General features: G+C 72.4%; 21 protein-coding genes. 12 read left to right on the forward strand and 9 right to left on the reverse strand.

Annotated features, from left to right (window positions below; all coding sequences use genetic code 11):
• Positions 1 to 19 precede the first annotated feature (19 nt).
• Positions 20 to 439: a universal stress protein gene (locus EDD33_RS07270; RefSeq protein WP_246003410.1), complete on the reverse strand. Its 420-nt coding sequence runs from the start codon at positions 437 to 439 to the stop codon at positions 20 to 22.
• A gap of 54 nt (positions 440 to 493) precedes the next feature.
• Between EDD33_RS07270 and uvrC the strand changes: the two genes are divergently transcribed.
• The 11 genes from uvrC (at position 494) to EDD33_RS07325 (ending at position 10,244) form a co-directional block, all read left to right on the forward strand.
• Entirely contained in the window at positions 494 to 2,467 is a 1,974-nt protein-coding gene (uvrC, locus tag EDD33_RS07275) for an excinuclease ABC subunit UvrC (protein ID WP_123389736.1), read from the forward strand.
• On the forward strand, positions 2,467 to 3,348 hold the full coding sequence (gene rapZ, locus EDD33_RS07280) for an RNase adapter RapZ (protein ID WP_123389737.1): 882 nt from the start codon (positions 2,467 to 2,469) through the stop codon (positions 3,346 to 3,348). Before uvrC ends, rapZ begins: the two co-directional genes overlap by 1 nt.
• A gap of 1 nt (position 3,349) precedes the next feature.
• Complete coding sequence (locus EDD33_RS07285; RefSeq protein WP_246003411.1) at positions 3,350 to 4,324, forward strand: gluconeogenesis factor YvcK family protein; 975 nt, start codon at positions 3,350 to 3,352, stop codon at positions 4,322 to 4,324.
• 9 nt (positions 4,325 to 4,333) lie between these two features.
• Positions 4,334 to 5,320 carry a DNA-binding protein WhiA gene (gene whiA, locus EDD33_RS07290; RefSeq protein WP_123389738.1) on the forward strand — a complete coding sequence of 329 codons (987 nt, stop codon included), beginning with the start codon at positions 4,334 to 4,336 and terminating at the stop codon, positions 5,318 to 5,320.
• A gap of 125 nt (positions 5,321 to 5,445) precedes the next feature.
• Complete coding sequence (gap, locus tag EDD33_RS07295; protein ID WP_123389739.1) at positions 5,446 to 6,441, forward strand: type I glyceraldehyde-3-phosphate dehydrogenase; 996 nt, start codon at positions 5,446 to 5,448, stop codon at positions 6,439 to 6,441.
• Complete coding sequence (locus EDD33_RS07300; RefSeq protein WP_123389740.1) at positions 6,441 to 7,631, forward strand: phosphoglycerate kinase; 1,191 nt, start codon at positions 6,441 to 6,443, stop codon at positions 7,629 to 7,631. Before gap ends, EDD33_RS07300 begins: the two co-directional genes overlap by 1 nt.
• Before the next feature lies 1 nt (position 7,632).
• Positions 7,633 to 8,448, forward strand: coding sequence for a triose-phosphate isomerase (gene tpiA / locus EDD33_RS07305; RefSeq protein ID WP_123389741.1), 816 nt, complete (start codon positions 7,633 to 7,635; stop codon positions 8,446 to 8,448).
• A gap of 31 nt (positions 8,449 to 8,479) precedes the next feature.
• The gene (gene secG / locus EDD33_RS07310) at positions 8,480 to 8,716 is read left to right on the forward strand and encodes a preprotein translocase subunit SecG (protein ID WP_123389742.1); all 237 of its coding nucleotides are present in this window, start codon (positions 8,480 to 8,482) and stop codon (positions 8,714 to 8,716) included.
• A 25-nt stretch (positions 8,717 to 8,741) separates the two neighbouring features.
• Positions 8,742 to 9,101, forward strand: a complete 360-nt coding sequence (locus tag EDD33_RS07315) for an RNA polymerase-binding protein RbpA (protein ID WP_123389743.1) — start codon at positions 8,742 to 8,744, stop codon at positions 9,099 to 9,101.
• Between the two features lie 168 nt (positions 9,102 to 9,269).
• A complete protein-coding gene (locus EDD33_RS07320; protein WP_123389744.1) occupies positions 9,270 to 9,926 on the forward strand; it encodes a type IV toxin-antitoxin system AbiEi family antitoxin domain-containing protein in 657 nt (218 codons plus the stop codon).
• Positions 9,927 to 9,956: 30 nt separating this feature from the next.
• Positions 9,957 to 10,244: a hypothetical protein gene (locus EDD33_RS07325; RefSeq protein WP_123389745.1), complete on the forward strand. Its 288-nt coding sequence runs from the start codon at positions 9,957 to 9,959 to the stop codon at positions 10,242 to 10,244.
• Positions 10,245 to 10,381: 137 nt separating this feature from the next.
• On the opposite strand, the gene pgl is transcribed toward EDD33_RS07325, so the two are convergent.
• The 6 genes from pgl to tkt all read right to left on the reverse strand — a co-directional run bounded on the left by pgl (position 10,382) and on the right by tkt (position 18,466).
• Positions 10,382 to 11,101 (reverse strand): 6-phosphogluconolactonase, encoded by a 720-nt coding sequence (gene pgl, locus EDD33_RS07330; protein WP_123389746.1) that lies wholly within the window; start codon positions 11,099 to 11,101, stop codon positions 10,382 to 10,384.
• Positions 11,098 to 12,003 carry a glucose-6-phosphate dehydrogenase assembly protein OpcA gene (locus EDD33_RS07335; RefSeq protein ID WP_246003413.1) on the reverse strand — a complete coding sequence of 302 codons (906 nt, stop codon included), beginning with the start codon at positions 12,001 to 12,003 and terminating at the stop codon, positions 11,098 to 11,100. The genes pgl and EDD33_RS07335 overlap by 4 nt, the downstream gene beginning before the upstream one ends.
• Positions 12,000 to 13,565, reverse strand: coding sequence for a glucose-6-phosphate dehydrogenase (gene zwf / locus EDD33_RS07340; protein WP_123389747.1), 1,566 nt, complete (start codon positions 13,563 to 13,565; stop codon positions 12,000 to 12,002). Before zwf ends, EDD33_RS07335 begins: the two co-directional genes overlap by 4 nt.
• Complete coding sequence (pgi, locus tag EDD33_RS07345) at positions 13,562 to 15,241, reverse strand: glucose-6-phosphate isomerase (protein ID WP_123389748.1); 1,680 nt, start codon at positions 15,239 to 15,241, stop codon at positions 13,562 to 13,564. Before pgi ends, zwf begins: the two co-directional genes overlap by 4 nt.
• Complete coding sequence (gene tal, locus EDD33_RS07350) at positions 15,238 to 16,344, reverse strand: transaldolase (RefSeq protein ID WP_123389749.1); 1,107 nt, start codon at positions 16,342 to 16,344, stop codon at positions 15,238 to 15,240. The genes pgi and tal overlap by 4 nt, the downstream gene beginning before the upstream one ends.
• A 91-nt stretch (positions 16,345 to 16,435) precedes the next feature.
• A complete protein-coding gene (gene tkt / locus EDD33_RS07355) occupies positions 16,436 to 18,466 on the reverse strand; it encodes a transketolase (protein WP_246003650.1) in 2,031 nt (676 codons plus the stop codon).
• Between the two features lie 308 nt (positions 18,467 to 18,774).
• Here tkt and EDD33_RS07360 point away from each other — a divergent pair, with 308 nt between their 5' ends.
• Entirely contained in the window at positions 18,775 to 19,716 is a 942-nt protein-coding gene (locus EDD33_RS07360; RefSeq protein WP_123389751.1) for a heme o synthase, read from the forward strand.
• Positions 19,717 to 19,744: 28 nt separating this feature from the next.
• Here the strand turns inward: EDD33_RS07360 and EDD33_RS07365 are convergent, their stop codons facing one another.
• Both EDD33_RS07365 and EDD33_RS07370 read right to left on the reverse strand, forming a co-directional pair.
• On the reverse strand, positions 19,745 to 20,278 hold the full coding sequence (locus EDD33_RS07365; RefSeq protein WP_123389752.1) for a hypothetical protein: 534 nt from the start codon (positions 20,276 to 20,278) through the stop codon (positions 19,745 to 19,747).
• Between the two features lie 72 nt (positions 20,279 to 20,350).
• Positions 20,351 to 21,238 carry a COX15/CtaA family protein gene (locus EDD33_RS07370; RefSeq protein ID WP_246003414.1) on the reverse strand — a complete coding sequence of 296 codons (888 nt, stop codon included), beginning with the start codon at positions 21,236 to 21,238 and terminating at the stop codon, positions 20,351 to 20,353.

Raw genomic sequence — 21,238 nt, forward strand, 5'->3', positions numbered from 1 at the left:
GCGGCCCCCGGGGTGCGCCTCAGTCGGCCTTGACGGCGAGCACGGGGCAAGGTGCCTCGAAGAGCACCTCCTGCGCGGTGCTGCCGGTGATCAGCTTGCCGACCGACGTACGCCGACGCAGGCCGATGACGACCACGTCGGCCTGGTGGCGCACCGCGGCGGCCAGGATCGCCTCGGCCGCCGAGCCGCCGTCGGTGGGCTGCTCCACCTCGTGGGCCACCCCGAGCTCGGCGAGCCGGGCCGCGATCGCGTCCAGCTCCTGCGCCGGCGCGAAGTGCGGGTGGTTGTAGTTGCCGAAGTGGCCGGTGTTCACCACCACGAGGCGGGCGCCGGCGGAGGTCGCCCACGCCTCCGCCCGGGCGAGGGCCGCGAGGCCCTCCGGGGAGGGCAGGTAGCCCACGACGACGGTCTGGACGCTCGGGTATGTCAGCTCGGCCACGGACCCCACCCTAGGCCGGATCGCGTCGTCGGTGCTGGCTCGTAGGGTTGTCGTGTGGCCCACCCGTCGACCTACCGACCCCGCGCGGGGTCGATCCCCACCCAGCCGGGCGTCTACCGCTTCCGCGACAAGGACGGCCGGGTCGTCTACGTCGGCAAGGCCAAGAGCCTGCGGGCCCGGCTCTCGTCCTACTTCCAGGACATCACCGCCCTCCACCCGCGCACCGCCACGATGGTGACCACGGCGGCCTCGGTGGAGTGGACCGTGGTGGCGACCGAGGTCGAGGCGTTGCAGCTGGAGTACTCCTGGATCAAGGAGTACGACCCCCGCTTCAACGTGAAGTACCGCGACGACAAGTCCTACCCCTGGCTCGCGATCACCATGAACGAGGAGTTCCCCCGGGTCATGGTCGGGCGCGGGGCCAAGCGCAAGGGCGTGAAGTACTTCGGCCCCTACAGCCACGCCTGGGCCATCCGCGAGACCGTCGACCTGCTGCTGCGCGTCTTCCCGATGCGCTCGTGCAGCAACGGCGTCTTCAAGCGCTCGGAGCAGATCGGGCGGCCCTGCCTGCTGGGCTACATCGAGAAGTGCTCCGCGCCGTGCGTGGGCCGGGTCGACGCCGACGAGCACCGCGGCATCGCCGAGGACCTCGCCGACTTCATGGGCGGGCGCACCGACGCCTTCGTCAAGCGCGTCCAGACCCAGATGTACGCCGCCTCGGCCGAGCAGGACTACGAGCGTGCCGCCCGGCTGCGCGACGACCTGGGCGCGCTGACCAAGGCGTTGGAGAAGCAGGCGGTGGTCTTCGGCGACGGCACCGACGCCGACGTCATCGCGCTGGCCGAGGACCCCCTCGAGGTGGCCGTGCAGATCTTCCACGTCCGGGCGGGGCGCATCCGCGGCCAGCGTGGCTGGGTCGCCGACCGGGTCGAGGACCTCGACACCGCCGGTCTCGTGGGCGAGTTCCTGCTCCAGCTCTACGCCGGTGAGGAGGGCGACGCGATCCCGCGCGAGGTGCTGGTCCCGGCGCTGCCCGAGGACGTCGCGACGTTCGAGCAGCTGCTGGGGGAGACCCGCGGCAGCAAGGTGCGGATCCGGGTGCCGCAGCGGGGCGACAAGCGCACCCTGCAGGAGACCGTCGCCCAGAACGCCAAGCAGTCGCTGATGCTCCACAAGACCAAGCGCGCCAGCGACCTGACGGTGCGCAGCAAGGCGCTGGAGGAGATCCAGCTGGCCCTCGACCTGCCGGACGCCCCCCTGCGCATCGAGTGCTACGACGTCTCCAACCTGCAGGGCACCGAGGTGGTGGCCTCGATGGTCGTCTTCGAGGACGGCCTGGCCCGCAAGGGGGAGTACCGCCGCTTCGTGATCCGTGGCGTGGACGGGCAGAACGACGTCGCCTCGATGCACGAGGTGATCACGCGCCGGTTCCGGAGGCTGCTCGACGAGCGGATCGAGCACGGCGACCTCGCCGGCGGCGAGGTGGACCCCGACGCCGGTCCGATGCTCGTCGACCCCGACACCGGGCGACCCCGCAAGTTCGCCTACACGCCCGGGCTGGTGGTCGTCGACGGCGGGCCGCCGCAGGTCGCCGCGGCGCAGCGCGCGCTCGACGAGCTCGGCATCGACGACGTCCCGCTCTGCGGCCTGGCCAAGCGCCTCGAGGAGGTGTGGGTGCCGGGCGAGGAGGACCCCGTGATCCTGCCGCGCTCCAGCGAGGGGCTCTACCTCCTCCAGCGCATCCGTGACGAGGCCCACCGCTTCGCGATCTCCCACCACCGCTCGCGGCGGTCCAAGACCATGGTCGAGAGCCTCCTCGACGACGTGCCGGGGCTGGGCGAGGTCCGTCGCAAGACCCTGATCAAGCACTTCGGGTCGCTGAAGAAGCTGCGCACCGCCTCGGTGGAGGAGATCGCCCAGGTGCCCGGCATCGGCACCCGCACCGCGACCGCCATCAGCGAGGCCGTGACCGCCTCGCCGCGCACCGTCGGGGTCAACACCGCCACCGGCGAGATCGAGGAGGGCTGATGACGCAGCCGGACGAGCAGACGCAGCAGGGCGAGCTGGTGGTCGTCACCGGCATGACCGGAGCGGGCCGCAGCACCGCCGCCAAGGAGCTGGAGGACCTCGGCTACTTCGTCGTCGACAACCTGCCGCCCGAGCTGGTGGGCGACGTGGTGCGTCTCGTCGACTCACGCCAGGGCCTCTCCCAGCCGGTGGCGGCGGTCGTCGACGTGCGGGCCGGGGTGTTCTTCGACGCGCTGCGCGAGCAGCTGGCCGACGACTTCCCCACCCGCCGCACGACGCTGCTCTACCTCGACGCCGACGACGACATCCTGGTCCGGCGGCAGGAGGCGGCCCGACGGCCGCACCCGCTGCAGGCCGGTGGACGGCTGCTCGACGGCATCGTCGCGGAGCGGGCCGTCATGGCCGACCTGCGCAGCGAGGCCGACCTGGTCATCGACACCACCCCGCTCAACGTCCACCAGCTCAAGGCCCGGGTGGCGCGCGACTTCGGCACGCCCGACACCGTGCGGCTCCGGGTGACGGTGGTCAGCTTCGGCTTCAAGTACGGCGTCCCGGTGGACGCCGACCTGCTGGCCGACATGCGCTTCATCCCCAACCCGTTCTGGGTGCCCGAGCTGCGGCCGTTGACCGGCCAGGACGCGCCCGTCGCGGCGTACGTCAAGGAGAGGGACGACGCCCAGGAGTTCCTGGAGCGCTACCTGCCGGTCGTGGAGACCGTGGGACGCGGCTACCTCCGCGAGGGCAAGCGCTTCATGACGATCGCGATCGGGTGCACGGGCGGCAAGCACCGCAGCGTGGCGATGTCGGAGGAGATCGCCGCTCGGCTGCGGGAGCAGGGACTCGAGGCCGACGCCGTCCACCGCGACCTCGGGCGGGAGTGACGTGACGACCGCACCCGGGTCACCCGGGGCTGCCGTCGGCCGGTCGGTCGAGCCGGCCGTGGTGGCCCTCGGCGGCGGTCACGGGCTGGCCGCCTCGCTCACGGCGCTGCGCCAGCTCACCACCGACCTCACCGCGGTGGTCACCGTGGCCGACAACGGGGGGTCCTCCGGACGGCTCCGCGAGGAGTTCGGCGTGCTGCCACCAGGCGACCTGCGGATGGCGCTGGCCGCGCTCTGCGGCGACGACCGCTGGGGCCGGACGTGGGCGCGGGTGCTGCAGCACCGCTTCGACTCCGAGGGCGACATGGCCGGCCACTCGATGGGCAACCTGCTCATCGTCACGCTGTGGGAGCTGCTGCACGACCACGTCGACGGGCTCGACTGGGTCGCCGGCCTGCTGGGCGCGCGGGGGAGGGTGCTGCCGATGGCGCTGTCGCCCCTCGACATCACCGCCGAGGTCCGGACCCGCGAGCCGGCGGAGGTCGTGACGGTGCGCGGCCAGGTCGCGGTCGCGACCGCTCCCGGCGAGGTGCTCTCGGTCAGCCTGGTGCCCGACGACGCGGCCGCCTGCCCCGAGGCCCTCACCGCCATCCGGGAGGCCGACTGGGTGGTCCTGGGCCCCGGCTCCTGGTTCTCCAGCGTCGTCCCGCACCTGCTGGTGCCCGAGCTGTGCGAGGCGTTGTGCTCCACCCGGGCCCGCGTGGTGGTGGCGACCAACCTGGAGCCGCACGCCGACGAGACCCAGGGCTACGACCTGGCCGACCACGTCGACGTGCTGGCCCGGCACGCCCCCGAGCTGCGGGTCCACACCGTCCTCGTCGACCCCGGCGCGGTCCGGGACCGCGACCGGCTGGACCGGGCGGCAGCGGCCCTCGGTGCGCGTGTCGCCGCCCACGACGTAGCCTCCGACACGCCGGGTGTCCACGACGCCCGCAAACTGGCCGCCGCGTATGCAGCGGTCTTCGAGGCGAACTAGGGTGAACGCATGGCGATGACGGCGCAGGTGAAGGCAGAGCTGGCCAGCACGACGGTGACCAAGACCTGCTGCCGCAAGGCCGAGGTCTCCTCGATGCTCCGCTTCGCCGACGCCCTCCACCTCGTCAACGGCGGCATCGTGGTCGAGGTCGAGCTGGACACCGGGGCCGCGGCGCGCCGGGTGCGTCGCGACATCGCCGAGGTGTTCGGCCACCAGCCCGAGGTCGTCCTGCTCAAGGGCTCCGGCATCCGCCGCGGCTCCCGCTACATCGTGCGGGTCTCCCGCGAGGGCGAGTCGCTGGCCCGCCAGGCCGGGCTCATCGACCAGCGCAACCGGCCCGTCCGCGGGCTGCCGCCGGTCGTCGTCAACGGCGCGGGCTGCGACGCGGTCGCCGCCTGGCGCGGTGCGTTCCTGGCCCACGGCTCGCTCACCGAGCCGGGCCGCTCGAGCTCGCTCGAGGTCACCTGCCCCGGCCCCGAGGCCGCGCTGGCGCTCGTCGGGTCCGCCCGGCGCCTCGGGATCTCGGCCAAGGCCCGCGAGGTCCGCGGCGTCGACCGCGTCGTGATCCGCGACGGCGACGCCATCGGCCAGCTGCTCACCCGTCTCGGCGCCCACGAGTCGCTGCTCGCCTGGGAGGAGCGCCGGATGCGCCGCGAGGTGCGGGCCACGGCCAACCGCCTCGCCAACTTCGACGACGCCAACCTGCGTCGCTCGGCCCGCGCGGCGGTCGCCGCCGGGGCCCGGGTGGAGCGTGCGCTCGAGATCCTGGGCGAGGACATCCCCGACCACCTCTCGCAGGCCGGTCGGCTGCGGCTGGAGCACAAGCAGGCCTCGCTCGAGGAGCTCGGCCAGCTGAGCGAGCCGGTGCTGACCAAGGACGCGATCGCCGGCCGGATCCGCCGGCTGCTGGCCATGGCGGACAAGCGCGCCGAGGAGCTCGGCATCCCCGACACCGAGTCCTCGCTGACCCCGGAGATGCTGGCCGAAGAGGCCTGAGCAGGTCCCACGGCGGGGCGGGAGACCGGGTTACCGGGAGGTACCCCGGCCACGTGTTCCCGGTGGTCGGCGCGCCCCGATAGGGTCGGCGGCGTACATCACCCAGCCCTCCAGGAGTGCACCCCGTGACTGTTCGTGTAGGCATCAACGGCTTCGGCCGCATCGGCCGCAACTTCTTCCGCGCCGTGCGCGCCTCGGGCGCCGACATCGAGATCGTCGGCGTCAACGACCTGACCGACAACAAGTCCCTCGCGCACCTGCTGAAGTTCGACTCGATCCTCGGTCGGCTCGACGCCGACGTGACCTCGACCGACACCGCCATCATGGTCGGCGACCAGGAGATCGCGGCCTTCGCCGAGCGCGACCCGGCCGACCTGAAGTGGGGCGACCTCGGCGTCGACGTGGTCGTCGAGTCGACCGGCTTCTTCACCGACGCCACCAAGGCCAAGGCGCACCTCACCGGTGGCGCCAAGAAGGTCATCATCTCCGCGCCGGCGACCAACGACGACGTCACCGTCGTCATGGGCGTCAACCACGAGGACTACGACCCGGCCTCGCACCACGTGATCAGCAACGCGTCGTGCACCACCAACTGCCTCGCCCCGATGGCCAAGGCGCTCAACGACGAGTTCGGCATCGTCAAGGGCCTGATGACGACCATCCACGCCTACACCGCCGACCAGAACCTGCAGGACAACATCCACAAGGACCCGCGTCGTGCCCGCGCCGCCGCGCTCAACCTCGTGCCGACCTCGACGGGTGCCGCGAAGGCGATCGGCCTGGTCCTGCCGGAGCTCAAGGGCAAGCTCGACGGCTACGCGATCCGCGTCCCCGTCCCGACCGGCTCGGCCACCGACCTGACCTTCGAGGCCGGTCGCGAGACCTCGGTCGAGGAGGTCAACGCCGCGGTCGAGAAGGCTGCCGACGGTCGCTACCTGCGCTACTCCACGGACCCGCTGGTCAGCACCGACATCGTCACCGACCCGGCGTCGTGCATCTTCGACGCGCCCCTGACCAAGGTCATCGGCAACCAGGTCAAGGTCGTCGGCTGGTACGACAACGAGTGGGGCTACTCCAACCGCCTCGCCGACCTCATCACCCACGTCGGCGCCAGCCTCTGATGGGGCAGTACGCCGCGCTCGGCGACGTCGCCGGCAAGCGCGTCCTGGTCCGCTCCGACCTCAACGTCCCGCTCGACGGCGACCGGATCACCGACGACGGCCGCATCCGGGCCAGCGTCCCGACGATCCAGGCGCTCAGCGAGGCGGGGGCCCGGGTCGTCGTGACGGCCCACCTGGGCCGTCCCAAGGGCGAGCCCGACGCGGCGTACTCCCTGCGGCCGGTGGCCGCCCGCCTCGGCGAGCTGCTCGAGCGTGACGTGGCCTTCGCCGAGGACACCGTGGGCGACTCTGCCCGCGCCGTCGTCGACGGCCTGGCCGACGGCGACGTCGCCGTGCTGGAGAACGTCCGCTTCAACGCGGGCGAGACCAGCAAGGACGACGCCGAGCGGGGCGCGTTCGCCGACGAGCTCGCGGCCCTGGCCGACGCGTTCGTCAGCGACGGCTTCGGTGTGGTGCACCGCAAGCAGGCGAGCGTCTACGACGTGGCCCAGCGGCTGCCGCACGCCATGGGCGGCCTGGTCTCGACCGAGATCGAGGTGCTGCAGCGCCTGACCCAGGACGTGCAGCGGCCCTACGTCGTCGTGCTGGGCGGCTCCAAGGTCAGCGACAAGCTCGCGGTCATCGACAACTTGCTCGGCAAGGCCGACACCCTGTTGATCGGGGGCGGGATGGTGTTCACCTTCCTGGCCGCCGAGGGGCACGAGGTCGGCAACAGCCTGCTCGAGCAGGACCAGGTCGAGACCTGCCGCGACTACCTGCGCCGCTCGCAGGAGTCGGGCGTGGAGATCGTGCTGCCCACCGACGTCGTGGTGGCGCCGGAGTTCAAGGCCGACGCCCCGCCCACGACCGTCGCGGTCGACGCGATCCCCGCCGACCAGATCGGACTCGACATCGGCCCCGACTCCGCCGCGGCGTTCGCCGAGCGCATCGCCGGGGCGTCCACGGTGTTCTGGAACGGCCCGATGGGCGTGTTCGAGTTCGACGCCTTCGCCGGCGGCACCCGCGCCGTCGCGCAGGCGCTGACCGAGGTCGACGGGCTCTCGGTCGTCGGCGGCGGCGACTCCGCCGCGGCCGTACGCCGGCTCGGCTTCGCCGACGACGCGTTCGGGCACATCTCGACCGGGGGAGGGGCCAGCCTGGAGTATCTCGAGGGCAAGGAGCTCCCCGGCATCACCGTCCTGGAGGACTGACATGGCACCCACGAAGACCCCCACGACCACGGGACGCACGCCCCTGATGGCGGGCAACTGGAAGATGAACCTCAACCACCAGGAGGCCGTCGTCCTGGTGCAGAAGCTCGCCTGGACGCTGTCGGACAAGAAGCACGACTACGCCCGGGTCGAGGTCGTCGTGGTGCCGCCGTTCACCGACCTGCGCAGCGTGCAGACGATGGTGGACGGCGACCGGCTGCAGCTGCGCTACGGCGCCCAGGACGTGTCGGTCCACGACGACGGCGCCTACACCGGCGAGATCTCCGCCTCGATGCTGGCCAAGCTCGGCTGCTCCTACGTCGTGGTCGGGCACTCCGAACGACGCGAGCACCACGCCGAGGACGACGCGCTGGTCAACGCCAAGGCCCGCAAGGCCCACGCCGCCGGCATGACCCCGATCGTCTGCGTGGGCGAGGGGCTCGACGTGCGCCAGGAGGGCCGTCAGGTCGAGCACACCCTGGCCCAGGTGGACGGGTCCCTGGCCGGCTTCACCGCCGAGGACGTGGCCGGCCTGGTGGTGGCCTACGAGCCGGTGTGGGCCATCGGCACCGGCGAGGTCGCCACCCCCGACGACGCCCAGGAGGTGTGCGGGGCGATCCGCGCCCGGATCGGCGAGGTGCACGGTGAGGCGGCCGGGTCCGGCGTACGCGTGCTCTACGGGGGTTCGGTCAAGGCCGCCAACGTCGCCGGCATCATGCAGCAGCCCGACGTGGACGGTGCGCTGGTGGGCGGAGCGAGCCTGCAGGCCGACGAGTTCGGCGGCATCTGCCGGTTCTACGACATGCCGGTCCTCTGAGCCGCGCGCCTCATCGGTTAGGGTCGCGCTCGTGGTTATCGTCTTCGAGGTCTTGCTCGTCATCACGAGCCTGCTCCTGATCCTGCTCGTCCTCCTCCACAAGGGGCGCGGCGGCGGGATGTCGGACATGTTCGGTGGTGGCATGTCGAGTGGCCTGGGTGGCTCCTCGGTCGCCGAGCGCAACCTCGACCGGATCACCATCGGCCTGCTGCTGGTGTGGTTCGCGTGCGTGGTCGGGCTCGGGCTGCTGCTCAAGACCAGCAACTGACCAACCTCGGACGAAGGAGACCAGCGTGGCAGGCGGAGGAAGTGCGATCCGGGGCAGCCGTATCGGCGCCGGTCCCATGGGTGAGGCGGAGCGCGGCGAGGCCGCCCCGCGGCAGAGCATCACCTACTTCTGCTCCCACGAGCACCGGACCCTGATCGCGTTCGCGATCGAGGCCGTCGTCCCGGAGTCCTGGGACTGCCCGCGCTGCGGCCTCCCGGCGAGCATGGACTCCGACAACCCGCCCCCGGCGCCCAAGATCGAGCCCTACAAGACGCACCTCGCCTACGTGAAGGAGCGCCGCTCCGACGCCGAGGCCAAGGACATCCTCAACGAGGCCCTGTCCACGCTGCGCCAGCGCCGCAAGTCCGGCGACCTGATCTTCTAGCCGACCGGGCACTTCTGGTCGGTCAGAGGCCGCCGACCGGGCAGTTGTGCTGAGGCCAGGCCCGCCCACCGGGCAGTTGGGCTGAAGCCAGGCCCGCCCACCGGGCAGTTCTGCCGGGGCCTGTGGACGGCGCGAGCGCGCCGCGCAGGTCCTTGCCATCCTGCGCTGATGCGCAGCGACTGGTGGGACGACGAGCGACGCTTCCTGGGCGCGGCCTTCCCGCTGCCCCTGGACCAGCCCTTCAGCGCGGTGGACGCGGCTCGCTGCGGTGTCTCCCGCTACGCGCTCCAGCGGCTCGTGGCGACGGGGCTGGTCCGCCGGCTCCTCCGCGGGGTGTACGCCGCCGCGCAGGCGCCCGACGACCTGCTGCTCCGCGCGACCGCGCTCGGGCTGGTCCTCCCGCCGGCCGAGGTGGTCTGCGGCAGGACCGCGGCGTGGCTGCACGGCGTCGACGTGCTGCCGCGGACGGCGCTGCGGACACCGCCGCCGCTCGAGGTCGTCGACACCGGCGACAACCACGTGCGCCGGCCGGGCGTCGACGGCCGCCGCAGGATGCTGCTGAGGCGTGATGTCGAGGTCGTCCACGGCGTCCGGGTGACGACGGCCCACCGCACGGCGCTCGACCTCGGCCGGCTGCTGTGGCGGTACGACGCCCTGGCCGCGCTCGACGGGTTCGTGCGGGCCGGCGTACTGCGGGAAGGCCTGCTGGACGACCTCGACCGGTTCCGCGGGTTCCGCGGCGTCCGGCAGCTCCGAGCCCTCGCGCCGCTCGCCGACGGCCGGGCGCAGTCGCCGGGGGAGTCGGCACTCCGGCTCTGGTGGTAGGACGCGCTGCTGCCGACGCCCGAGCCGCAGGTGCTGGTCGAGACGGACGCGTCGTACGTCCTGGTCGACATCAGCGACCCGGTCTGCCGGTTCGGGGCGGAGTACGACGGCGAGGAGTTCCACACCTCGCCCGAGGACAGGGCGCACGACGCGGCGCGGCGCTCCTGGCTCGTCGAGGAGCGCGACTGGACGATCGAGGTGTTCACCAAGCACGACGTCTACGACCCAGGTGCCGATCCGGTCGCGCGACTGCAGGAGGGTCACGAGCGCGCCCGTCGTACGCACCGTCGGTGGTCTCCGGGGCGCCGCTCCGCGTGACCGCACCGACAGAACTGCCCGCTCGGCGGCACCGGGCCCAGCAGAACTGCCCGCTCGGCGTCTCCGGGCCCAGCAGAACTGCCCGGTCGGCGGTCCCGGGCCCAGCAGAAGTGCCCGCCCGGTGCAGGTGCCTCTCGCTACAGCTTGCTCGCGGCGGCCTCGTCGAGCCACCAGGTGCGGTCGGGGGCGGTGATGCCGCGGGCGGGGGTGTCGTGGACGGAGCCCACGTCGGCCAGGGCGCGGGCGACGGCGTCGGCCTTCCCGTCCCCGCTGACCAGGAACCACACCGCGCGGGTGCGGTTGAGGGCGGCGAAGGTGAGGGTGATCCGCTCCGGCGGGGGCTTGGGGGAGTCGGTGACGCCCAGCGCGATCGCGTCGTCGACGTCGAGCTGGGGGTGGTCGGGGAACAGGGAGGCGACGTGGCCGTCGGGGCCCAGTCCGAGCAGCACCAGGTCGAAGGCCCCACCGCCCGAGGACCGCACCGCCTCGCCGTAGGCATCCGCCGCCGCGTGCACGTCGGCATGCGACTCGTCGGCGGCCGGCATCGCGTGCACGCGCAGGGCGTCGACGCCGACGACGTCGAGCAGGTCCCGCCCGACGCCACGGTCGTTGCGGTCGGAGGAGTCGGCGGCGACGTAGCGCTCGTCTCCCCACCAGAAGTCGACCTGCGTCCAGTCGACGGCCGAGGAGTCGAGCGCCGCCACCGCGCGGTAGATCTCGTCGGCGATGGTGCCGCCGGTGAGCGCGACCGAGGGCACCCGGCCCTCGGCCTGCACCTCGGCCAGCCGGGCGACGAACGCCTCGGCGACGGCCGAGACCAGTCCGGCGGCGTCGGGGTAGCGCTTCAGGTCGGTCATCGGGGCTCCTTCGTCAGGTGCCGCGCCACGGCGGCGTAGGTGTCGTCCTCGTCGAGCCGTCGCAGCTCCTCGGCCAGCAGCTCGGGGACCGTACGACGCTTCAGCGCGACCGGGCGGTCGGGCTGGCCAGGGGAGCGGAAGCTGGCCAGCAGCCCGTCGGGCCGGGCGATGCTGACCTCGCCCTCGGCGGTCGTCATGGTGACCTCGGTCAGTCCGGGGCCCGACGAGGTGTGCCGGGTCACCTCGACGCGCAGGCACAGCGAGAGCCAGGCGACCAGCAGGTCGGCGCTGGGGCTGACCTTCTCGGCGCTGACGGAGGCGGCGGTGACCTTGGCCGGGTGCTGGTCGAGCGCGGCGGCGAGCAGCGCCCGCCAGGGCGTCAGACGGGTCCAGGCGAGGTCGGTGTTGCCCTTGGCGTACGCCGCGGCCTGGCGACCGATGGCCCTGGTGCGGGCCGTGGTGGCACCGGCAGCGTCGGTGATCCGGCGCTGGGCCAGCCCGCCGAGCGGGTCGGCGGCCGGGTCGTGGGGGGCGTCGACCGGCCACCAGACGGCCACGGGGGAGTCGGGGAGCAGCAGCGGCAGCACCACCGACTCGGGGTGCTTGGTCACCTCGCCGTGGAGCCGGATCAGGGCGGCCTCGCCGCTCCAGCCGGCGCCGGTGCCGACCTGGGCGTCGACCCGACCGTGGCCGCGGCCGTCGCCGAGGATGACGCCCAGGACCCGGGCGGGGTGCTCGTGGGAGGCCTCGCGCGCGCACTCCATCGCCTGCGTGGCGTGGTCCTCGTCGACCACCACGACGAGCGTCATCACCATGCCCATCGCGGGCGACCCGGCACTGGTCCGGGCCTCGACGAGCGCGGCGGCGATGCCGGCGGAGCTGGTCTCGGTGAGCTCTCTCACGGTCGTCTCCAGGTGCGTCCGTCACGGGCGAGCATGGCGTCGGCGGACTCGGGGCCCCAGTGGCCGGGGGCGTACTGGTCGATGCCGTCGGCCGAGGGGGCGGCGTCGCGGCGGGCCCAGTGCTCGATGACGGGGTCGAGGATCTTCCAGCTCAGCTCCACCTCGGCGTTCTGCGGGAACAGCGGCGGGTCGCCGAGCAGGACGTCGAGGATGAGCCGCTCGTAGGCCTCGGGGCTGGACTCGGTGAACGAGCCGCCGTAGGCGAAGTCCATGTTGACGTCGCGGATCTCCATCGCGCCGCCGGGCACCTTGGAGCCGAACCGGATGGTGGCGCCCTCGTCGGGCTGGATCCGGAAGACGATCGCGTTCTGGGTGAGGTCCTCGGTCGCGGTCTCGGTGAACGGCAGGTGCGGTGCCCGCTTGAGCACCACCGCGATCTCGGTGACGCGACGGCCCAGGCGCTTGCCGTGGCGCAGGTAGAACGGCACCCCGGCCCAGCGGCGGGTCTCGACGTCGACGCGGATCGCGGCGAAGGTCTCGGTCGTCGAGCTCGCCTCGATGTCGTCCTCGTCGAGGTAGCCGATCACCTTCTCGCCGCCGGCCCAGCCCGCGGCGTACTGGCCCCGGGCGGTGTGGAGGTCGAGCCGCGACGGGAGCACGACCGAGGAGAGGACCTTCTCCTTCTCGGCCCGCAGGTTGGCTGCGTCGAAGGAGAGCGGCTCCTCCATGGCCACCAGCGCCAGCAGCTGGAGGAGGTGGTTCTGGATCACGTCGCGGGCGGCGCCGATGCCGTCGTAGTAGCCGGCCCGACCGCCGATGCCGATGTCCTCGGCCATGGTGATCTGGACGTGGTCGACGTAGTGGGAGTTCCAGATCGGCTCGAAGAGGTTGTTGGCGAAGCGCATCGCGAGGATGTTCTGCACCGTCTCCTTGCCGAGGTAGTGGTCGATCCGGAAGACCGACTCGGGCGGGAAGACGTCGTTGATGACGGCGTTGAGCTCGCGCGCGGACTCCAGGTCGTGCCCGAACGGCTTCTCCACCACGACGCGACGCCACGACCCGTCGGGGCCCTCGGTCAGGCCGTGCTCCTGGAGCTGGCCGATCACGTCGCCGAAGAACTTCGGCGGGATGGAGAGGTAGAACGCGTGGTTGCCGCCCGTGCCGCGGGCGACGTCGAGCTCCTCGATGGTGCGGCGCAGCGCGTCGAACTGCACGTCGTCGCCGAAGTCGCCCTGGACGAAGCGGAAGCCCTCGGCGAGCTGCTTCCACACCTCCTCGCGGAACTCGGTGCGGGCGTGCTGGCGGACGGAGTCGTGCACGATCTGCGCGAAGTCCTGGTCGGCCCACTCGCGGCGGGCGTAGCCGACCAGGCTGAAGCCCGGGGGCAGCAGGCCGCGGTTGGCGAGGTCGTAGACCGCCGGCATCACCTTCTTGCGGGCGAGGTCGCCGGTCACCCCGAACAGCACCAGCCCGCACGGACCGGCGATCCGGGGGAGCCGGCGGTCGGCGGGGTCGCGCAGCGGGTTGGTCCAGCCCTGGTCAGCCGACGGTGCCGGGCTCACCGGCTGCGGTGCTCGCGGTAGTAGGCGATCAGGGCGCGTGTGGACGCGTCCTGGGCCGCGAGAGCCTCCTCGTCGCCGGCGATCGCCGGGCCGACCTCCTGCGCGAGCTTCTTGCCCAGCTCGACGCCCCACTGGTCGAAGGAGTCGATGCCCCAGACCACGCCCTGGGTGAAGGTGACGTGCTCGTAGAGCGCGACGAGCTGCCCCAGCACCGACGGGGTCAGCGCCGGCGCCATGATCGAGGCCGTCGGCCGGTTGCCGGTGAACACGCGGGCGGGTACGACGGCCTCGTCGGTGCCCTCGGCGCGGACCTCCTCGGCCGTCTTGCCGAACGCCAGCGCGCGGGTCTGCGCGAAGAAGTTGGCCAGGAACAGCTCGTGGACGTCGGTGTCGCCGTCCTTGAGGTCGTACGCCGGGTCGGCGAACGCGATGAAGTCCGCCGGGACGACCCGGGTGCCCTGGTGGATCAGCTGGTAGAACGCGTGCTGGCCGTTGGTGCCGGGCTCGCCCCAGAAGATCTCGCCGGTGTCGGTGGTCACGGGGGAGCCGTCCCACCGCACGCCCTTGCCGTTGGACTCCATCGTCAGCTGCTGGAGGTAGGCCGGGAAGCGGTGCAGCAGCTGGGAGTAGGGCAGCACCGCGTGGCTCTCGGCGCCGAGGAAGTTGGCGTACCAGACGTTGAGCAACCCCATCAGCAGCGGCACGTTGGCGGCCGGCTCGGTGGTGCGGAAGTGCTCGTCCATCGCGTGGAACCCGGCCAGCAGCTCGGCGAACCGCTCGGGACCGACGGCGACCACCAGCGAGGTGCCGATCGCGGAGTCGAGGGAGTAGCGGCCCCCGACCCAGTCCCAGAAGCCGAAGGCGTTGTCGGGGTCGATGCCGAAGTCGGCGACCTTGTCGAGCGCGGTGGAGACGGCCACGAAGTGCTGGGCCACCGCCTCCTCGGCGTCCGCGTCAGCCAGGCCGGCGAGGAGCCACGCCTTGCACAGCCGGGCGTTGGTCAGCGTCTCCAGGGTGCCGAAGGTCTTGCTGGAGACGATGAACAGCGTCGTGGCCGGGTCGAGCCCGGCCAGCGTGGTGGCGGCGTCGGTCGGGTCGATGTTGCTGATGAACCGGCACTCCAGACCCTCCTGGCGGTACGCCGCGAGCGCCTCGTAGGCCATCACGGGACCGAGGTCGGACCCGCCGATGCCGATGTTGACGACCGTGCGGATCTGCTGGCCGGTGACCCCGGTCCACGACCCGTCGCGCACCGACCGGGCGAAGGTGTAGACCCGCTCCAGTACCTCGTGCACGTCGTGGACGACGTCCTGGCCGTCGACCTCGAGCCGGGCGTCGGCGGGCAGCCGCAGCGCGGTGTGGAGCACGGCACGGTCCTCGGTGGCGTTGACGTGCTCGCCCGTGAGCATGGCGTCGCGGCGGCGGGTCACGCCGACCTCCTCGGCCAGCGCCAGCAGCGCCTCGAGGACGTCGGCGTCGACCAGCGACTTGGACAGGTCGACCCGCAGGTCGGCCGCCTCGTGGGTCAGCCGCTCGACGCGGCCGGGGTCGGCCTCGAACCAGCCCCGCAGGTCGGGGGAGAAGCGGTCGGCCAGCTCCTGGAGCCGACCCCACGCCCGGGTGGACGTCGGGTCGACGGGCGCGACCGGTGCGTCGTTCCCGGGCGCGGCGCTCACGCCTGCGTCGCCCCGTCGAGCTGGCCCTGGACCGTCTTCAGCAGGTCGTTCCAGGCCGACTCGAACTTCTCCACGCCCTCGCGCTCGATGGTGGCGATGACGTCGTCGTAGTCGACACCGGCCGCGGCGAGGGCGTCCATCACCTGGCGGGCGTCGTCGTAGAACGGGCGGACCCGGTCGCCGGTGATCTCGGCGTGGTCGCGGGTGGCCTCGAGCGTCTTGCCCGGCATCGTGTTGACGGTGTTCTCGACCGTGAGCTCGGTGACGTACATCGTGTCGGGGAGCGTGGGGTCCTTGACCCCGGTGGAGGCCCAGAGCGGCCGCTGCTTGCGCGCACCCTCGGCCTCGAGCGCCTCCCAGCGCTCGCCGGAGAAGAACTCCTCGTAGGCCTGGTAGGCCAGTCGCGCGTTGGCGACGCCGGCCTTGCCCTTGAGGGAGGTGTCGGCGCCGGACTTCTCGATCCGGTTGTCGATCTCGGTGTCGACGCGGGAGACGAAGAAGGACGCGACCGAGTGGATCCCCGACAGGTCGTGGCCCGCGGCCTTGGCCTTCTCGAGGCCGGTGACGTAGGCCTCCATCACCGAGCGGTAGCGCTCGAGGCCGAAGATCAGGGTGACGTTGACGCTGATGCCCTCGCCGAGGGTGTCGGAGATGGCCGGCGCGCCCTCGGTGGTGGCGGGGATCTTGATCAGCAGGTTCTCGCGGCCGACCTCGGCCCACAGCTCCTTGGCGGAGGCGAAGGTGGCGTCCTGGTCGTGGGCCAGCAGCGGCGAGACCTCGATCGAGACCCGGCCGTCGACGCCGTTGGTCGCGTCGAAGACGGGCTTGAGGACGTCGCAGGCGTTGCGCACGTCGGTCGTGGTCAGGGCGAAGACGGTCTTGTCGACGTCGGCGCCCTCGGCGGCGAGCTCACGCACCTGCGGGGTGTACTTCTCGCCCTTGGCCAGTGCCGAGGCGAAGATCGAGGGGTTGGTGGTGACCCCCACGACGTGGTCCTCGTCGATGAGGCGCTTGAGCTCGCCGTCCTCGATGAGCTCGCGCGAGAGGTCGTCGAGCCAGATGGAGACTCCGGCGTCGCTCAGGTCCTTGAGACGGTCGGTCATGGTGGGTTCCTCCCCAGTCGGGGCCTCGGGACCGAGACCCGGTGTGCGTGGTGGTGCGGGCCCGGGCGACGGCGCCGCCCGGGCCGGTGGCTCAGCCGGTGGCGACCCGGATGCTGTCCTCGGCCGCGGCGGCCACCGCCTCGGCGGTGATGCCGAACTCGCGGTAGAGGCGCTGGTAGTCGGCCGAGGCGCCGTAGTGCTCGAGCGAGACGATGCGGCCGTGGTCGCCCACGATCTCGCGCCACCCCATGGCGATGCCGGCCTCGACGGCGACCCGGGCCTTCAGCGTCGGCGGGATCACGGTCTCGCGGTACGCCGGCTCCTGCTGGTCGAACCACTCACGGCACGGCATGGACACCACACGGGCCTGAACACCCTGCTCGGCCAGGATCTTCCGGGCCTCGACGGCGAGCTGGACCTCCGAGCCGGTGCCGACGAGCACGACGTCGGGGGTGCCGTCCTCGGCGTCGAGCAGCACGTAGCCGCCCTTGCTCACGTCGTCGAGCCCGGCGTAGCCGTCCTCGCCGCGCGGGTAGGTCGGCACGTTCTGCCGCGTCAGGATGATGCCGGCGGGACGGTCGTGGTTCTCGATGATCGCCTTCCAGCAGGCGGCCGTCTCGTTGGCGTCGGCGGGCCGCACGACGTCGAGGCCGGGGATCGCCCGCAGCGCGGCGAGGTGCTCGACCGGCTGGTGGGTCGGGCCGTCCTCCCCGAGACCGATCGAGTCGTGGGTCCAGACGTAGGTGACGGGCAGCCGCATCAGCGCCGCGAGCCGGACGGCACCGCGCATGTAGTCGGAGAAGGTGAGGAAGGTGCCGCCGAAGACGCGGGTGTCACCGTGCGCGGCGATGCCGTTCATGATCGCGCCCATGCCGTGCTCGCGGATGCCGAAGTGGAGCACGCGCCCGGCGTACGGGTCGGCCTTCCACATCTTCGTGGCCCGCTCCTCGGGGATGAACGAGGCGGCCGACTCGATGGTCGTGTTGTTGGACTCCGCCAGGTCGGCCGAGCCGCCCCAGAACTCCGGGAGGGCGGCGGCGATGGCCTGGATGACCGCGCCGGAGGCCTTGCGGGTGGCCACGCCCTTCTCGTCGGCCTCGAAGGTGGGGAGCTTGGCGTCCCAGCCGTCGGGCAGGGTGCGGCTCTTCATGCGGTGCAGGAGCGCGGCACGGTCGGGGTGCTTCGAGGCCCACGCGTCGTACTTCGCGTCGAACTCGTTGCCGTGGGTGACGCCGCGGTCGCGCAGCGCGCGGGTGTGGGCGATGACGTCGGCGGGCACCTCGAAGGTCTGGTCGGGGTCGAAGCCGAGGATCTCCTTGGTGGCGCGCACCTCGTCCTCGCCCAGGGCCGAGCCGTGGGCCTTGCCGGTGCCCTGGAGCTTCGGCGCGGGCCAGGCGATGACGGTCTTGAGCACGATGAAGCTGGGTCGGTCGGTGACCTTGTCGGCCGCCTCGACGGCGCGGTGGAGGGCGTGGACGTCCTCCTTGTACTCCTTGCCGCCGTTGGTCCAGTCGACGGTCTGGACGTGCCAGCCGTAGGCCTCGTAGCGCTGCGCGACGTTCTCGGTGAACGCGATGTTGGTGTCGTCCTCGATCGAGATCGCGTTGTCGTCGTAGATCAGCGTCAGGTTGCCGAGCTTCTGCGTGCCGGCGATCGAGGAGGCCTCGGCGCTGACGCCCTCCTCGAGGTCGCCGTCGGAGCAGATCGCGTAGATGCGGTGGTCGAATGGCGAGGTGCCCGGGGCGGCCTCGGGGTCGAACATGCCGCGCTGGCGGCGGGCGGCCATCGCCATGCCCACGGCGTTGCCGACGCCCTGGCCCAGGGGACCGGTGGTGGTCTCGACCCCGGCGGTGTGGCCGTACTCCGGGTGACCCGGCGTCTTGCTGTCCCACGTGCGCAGCGCCTTGAGGTCCTCCAGCTCCAGGCCCCAACCGCCCAGGAACAGCTGGATGTAGAGCGTCAGGCTGGAGTGTCCGGCGGAGAGCACGAAGCGGTCGCGCGAGGTCCAGTCGGGGTCGGCGGGGTCGTGCCGCATCACCTTCTGGAACAGCAGGTACGCCGCGGGGGCGAGGCTCATCGCCGTCCCGGGGTGGCCGTTGCCGACCTTCTGCACGGCGTCCATCGCGAGGACCCGGACGGTGTCGACCGCCTTGTCGTCCAGCTCGGTCCAGTCAAGGCTCTTGCTCGTGGGCACGGTGTGCGTTTCCTCTCGTCGCGTGGATGCAGTTCGAGCCTAGTGCGGGCGTACGGTGCAGGTCACGTCCGGCGGGTTCGTGGCAGGCGGGGTGGCACCGATAGACTCGTGACGACCCGGTACCCGAACCGCTGCGGCCCACCGTCGCCGCGCGGGGGCCACCGGTGATCACCGTCACCGCCACCACGGTGTCCGACCCGCTCCCCATCCGTACGCCCCACCGAAGGCGAGGCCACGTGACCGCCCTCCACTCCGAGGTGTCCGTCGACGGACACACCTCGGGACGGGCGACGCTGCGTGACGTGGTCGGCGCCTACGTCGGCCTCACCAAGCCGCGCGTCATCGAGCTGCTGCTCCTCACCACCGTCCCGGTCATGTTCTTCGCGCAGCGCGGGGTGCCGCCGCTGGGCCTGGTGCTGGCGACCGTGGTCGGCGGCACGCTGTCGGCCGGGGCGGCCAACTCGCTGAACTGCGTCTACGACCGCGACATCGACGAGCAGATGCGCCGGACCCGCCGTCGCGCGCTGCCGCGCCACATCGTCACCCCCACCTCGGCCCTGGTCTTCGGGCTGGTGCTGATGGTGGTCTCGACGCTGGTGCTCGGGTTCCTGGTCAACTGGCTCTCGGCCGGCCTGGCGCTGGCGGCCAACGCGTTCTACCTCTTCGGCTACACGATGCTGCTCAAGCGGCGTACGACGCAGAACGTGGTGTGGGGCGGCATCGCCGGGTGTTTCCCGACGCTCATCGGCTGGACCGCCGTCACCGGGGAGCTGGCGTGGACCCCGGTCGTGCTGTTCCTGGTCGTCTTCTTCTGGACGCCGCCGCACACCTGGGCGCTGGCGATGCGCTACCGCGAGGACTACGCCCGGGTCGACGTGCCGATGCTCCCGGTCCGCCGCGACGCCGAGGGCGTGGCTCGCCAGGTCGTGGCCTACTCCTGGGTGACCGTGGCGGTCTCGCTGGCGCTGTGGCCCGTGGCCGGGACCGGGCTGCTCTACCCCGTGGTGGCGCTCGCGCTCGGCACGGTGTTCCTGGTCGAGGCCCACCTGCTCTGGCGCCGGGCCCGTCGCAGCGACGACCTCGCCGAGGTCCGCCCGATGCGGTTGTTCCACTGGTCCAACATGTATCTCTCGCTGCTCTTCGTGGCCGTCGCGCTCGACCCGCTGCTGCGTCGCTAGACCCCTGGTCGTCGGGCCGTCGCCGCGCCTAGCGGCCGGTGTCGATCTCGGCGAGGACGCCCTCGAGGAGCTGCTGGGAGCGCTGCAGCGCGGCCGTCCCGCCGCGGGTCTCGACCCGGGCGGTGAGCACCTCGCGGCCGCGGCGCACCGCCACGCTGGCGACGTCCTCGCCGCGGGCCTCGCGCGTGCCGGCGCAGGTCTGGATCGCGCCCTCGACTGCGAAGCCCTTCGGCTCGTCGAGGCGGCTGCGGTCGATGGCGGCGCACTGGCTGCGCAGCACGACGTCGGCGGGGTTCTCCTCCTCCAGCTGCAGCCAGGTCACGACGGCGCGCACCGAGGGGTCCGAGGTGGACCGGAGCGAGCAGACGGCGCGCGGGTCACCGCCGTCTTCGCTGCTGGCGCTGCTCTGCAGGCCCCGGGACACGCCCTCGGGCACCAGGGCGCAGAGGTCGGCCGGAGCGGGCGGGGGCACGGACTCGACCGCGGCCGGAGGCTCGTCGGCGCCGCACCCGGCCACGAGGAACAGCGCGGCGAGGGTGAGCGCGGTGGCGCGGACGCCCATGGGCGACTACCTCCTCAGGGGCCGGTCGGACAGGCCACATCACACCACAGCAGACGTCGCGGCGTGGCCGCATCAGGCGTGCTGCGCGTCGCCCTCCAGGACGCTGAGCAGCGCCCAGGTCACCACGGCCGCGATCACGGCCGCGCCGAGCAGGTGGATGCCGACCAGGATCTCGGGCAGGTCGGTGAAGTACTGGACGAACCCGACGACGCCCTGGGCCAGCTCGACGCCGAGCAGCACCCCCACCGCCCGCCGGGGGCCGCGACCGGCCCCGGTGGCCGCGAGCGCGAGCAGCAGCCCGACGGTCAGCCCGACGAGCAGGAACACCACGTCGGCGTGCAGCTGGGACAGCTGGAGCGGGTCGAGGCCGTTGCGCGGCACGTCGAGGTCGCCGGCGTGGGGACCCGACCCGGTCACGACGGTGCCGACGTAGAGCACGGCCCAGGACACGGCGTACGTCGACCAGGCCAGCGCGGCGAGCCCGCGCGGCGCCGGTCTCTGCTCCGGCCGGGCGCGGTCGATGCGCCAGAGGTAGAGGACGGCCACGCTGATCATCGCCAGCGAGAGCAGCAGGTGGACCGCGACCAGCCAGGGGTTGAGGTCGGTCAGCACGGTGATGCCACCCACCACCGCCTGGCCCGGCACGCCGAGGGCCAGGACCAGCGCGAGCCGGCGCAGGACGCGGCGCCGGGACTGCCAGGCGCTGACGAGGGTGGCGATCGCGATCGCCGCCAGCACGAAGGTCAGCAGCCGGTTGCCGAACTCGATGGCGCCGTGGAGCCCGAGCTCGCCGTGGGCGCGGAAGGACTCCTCGGTGCAGCGCGGCCAGGTGGGGCAGCCGAGCCCCGACGCGGTCAGGCGCACCGCGGCGCCCGTGACGACGATGCCGATGTTGGCGACCAGGCTGGCCCAGCCGAGCCGGCGCAGCCAGTCGCGCTCGCCGAGCCTGCGGAGGTGCAC

Source organism: Nocardioides aurantiacus (assembly GCF_003752505.1).
GTDB lineage: Bacteria > Actinomycetota > Actinomycetes > Propionibacteriales > Nocardioidaceae > Marmoricola > Marmoricola aurantiacus.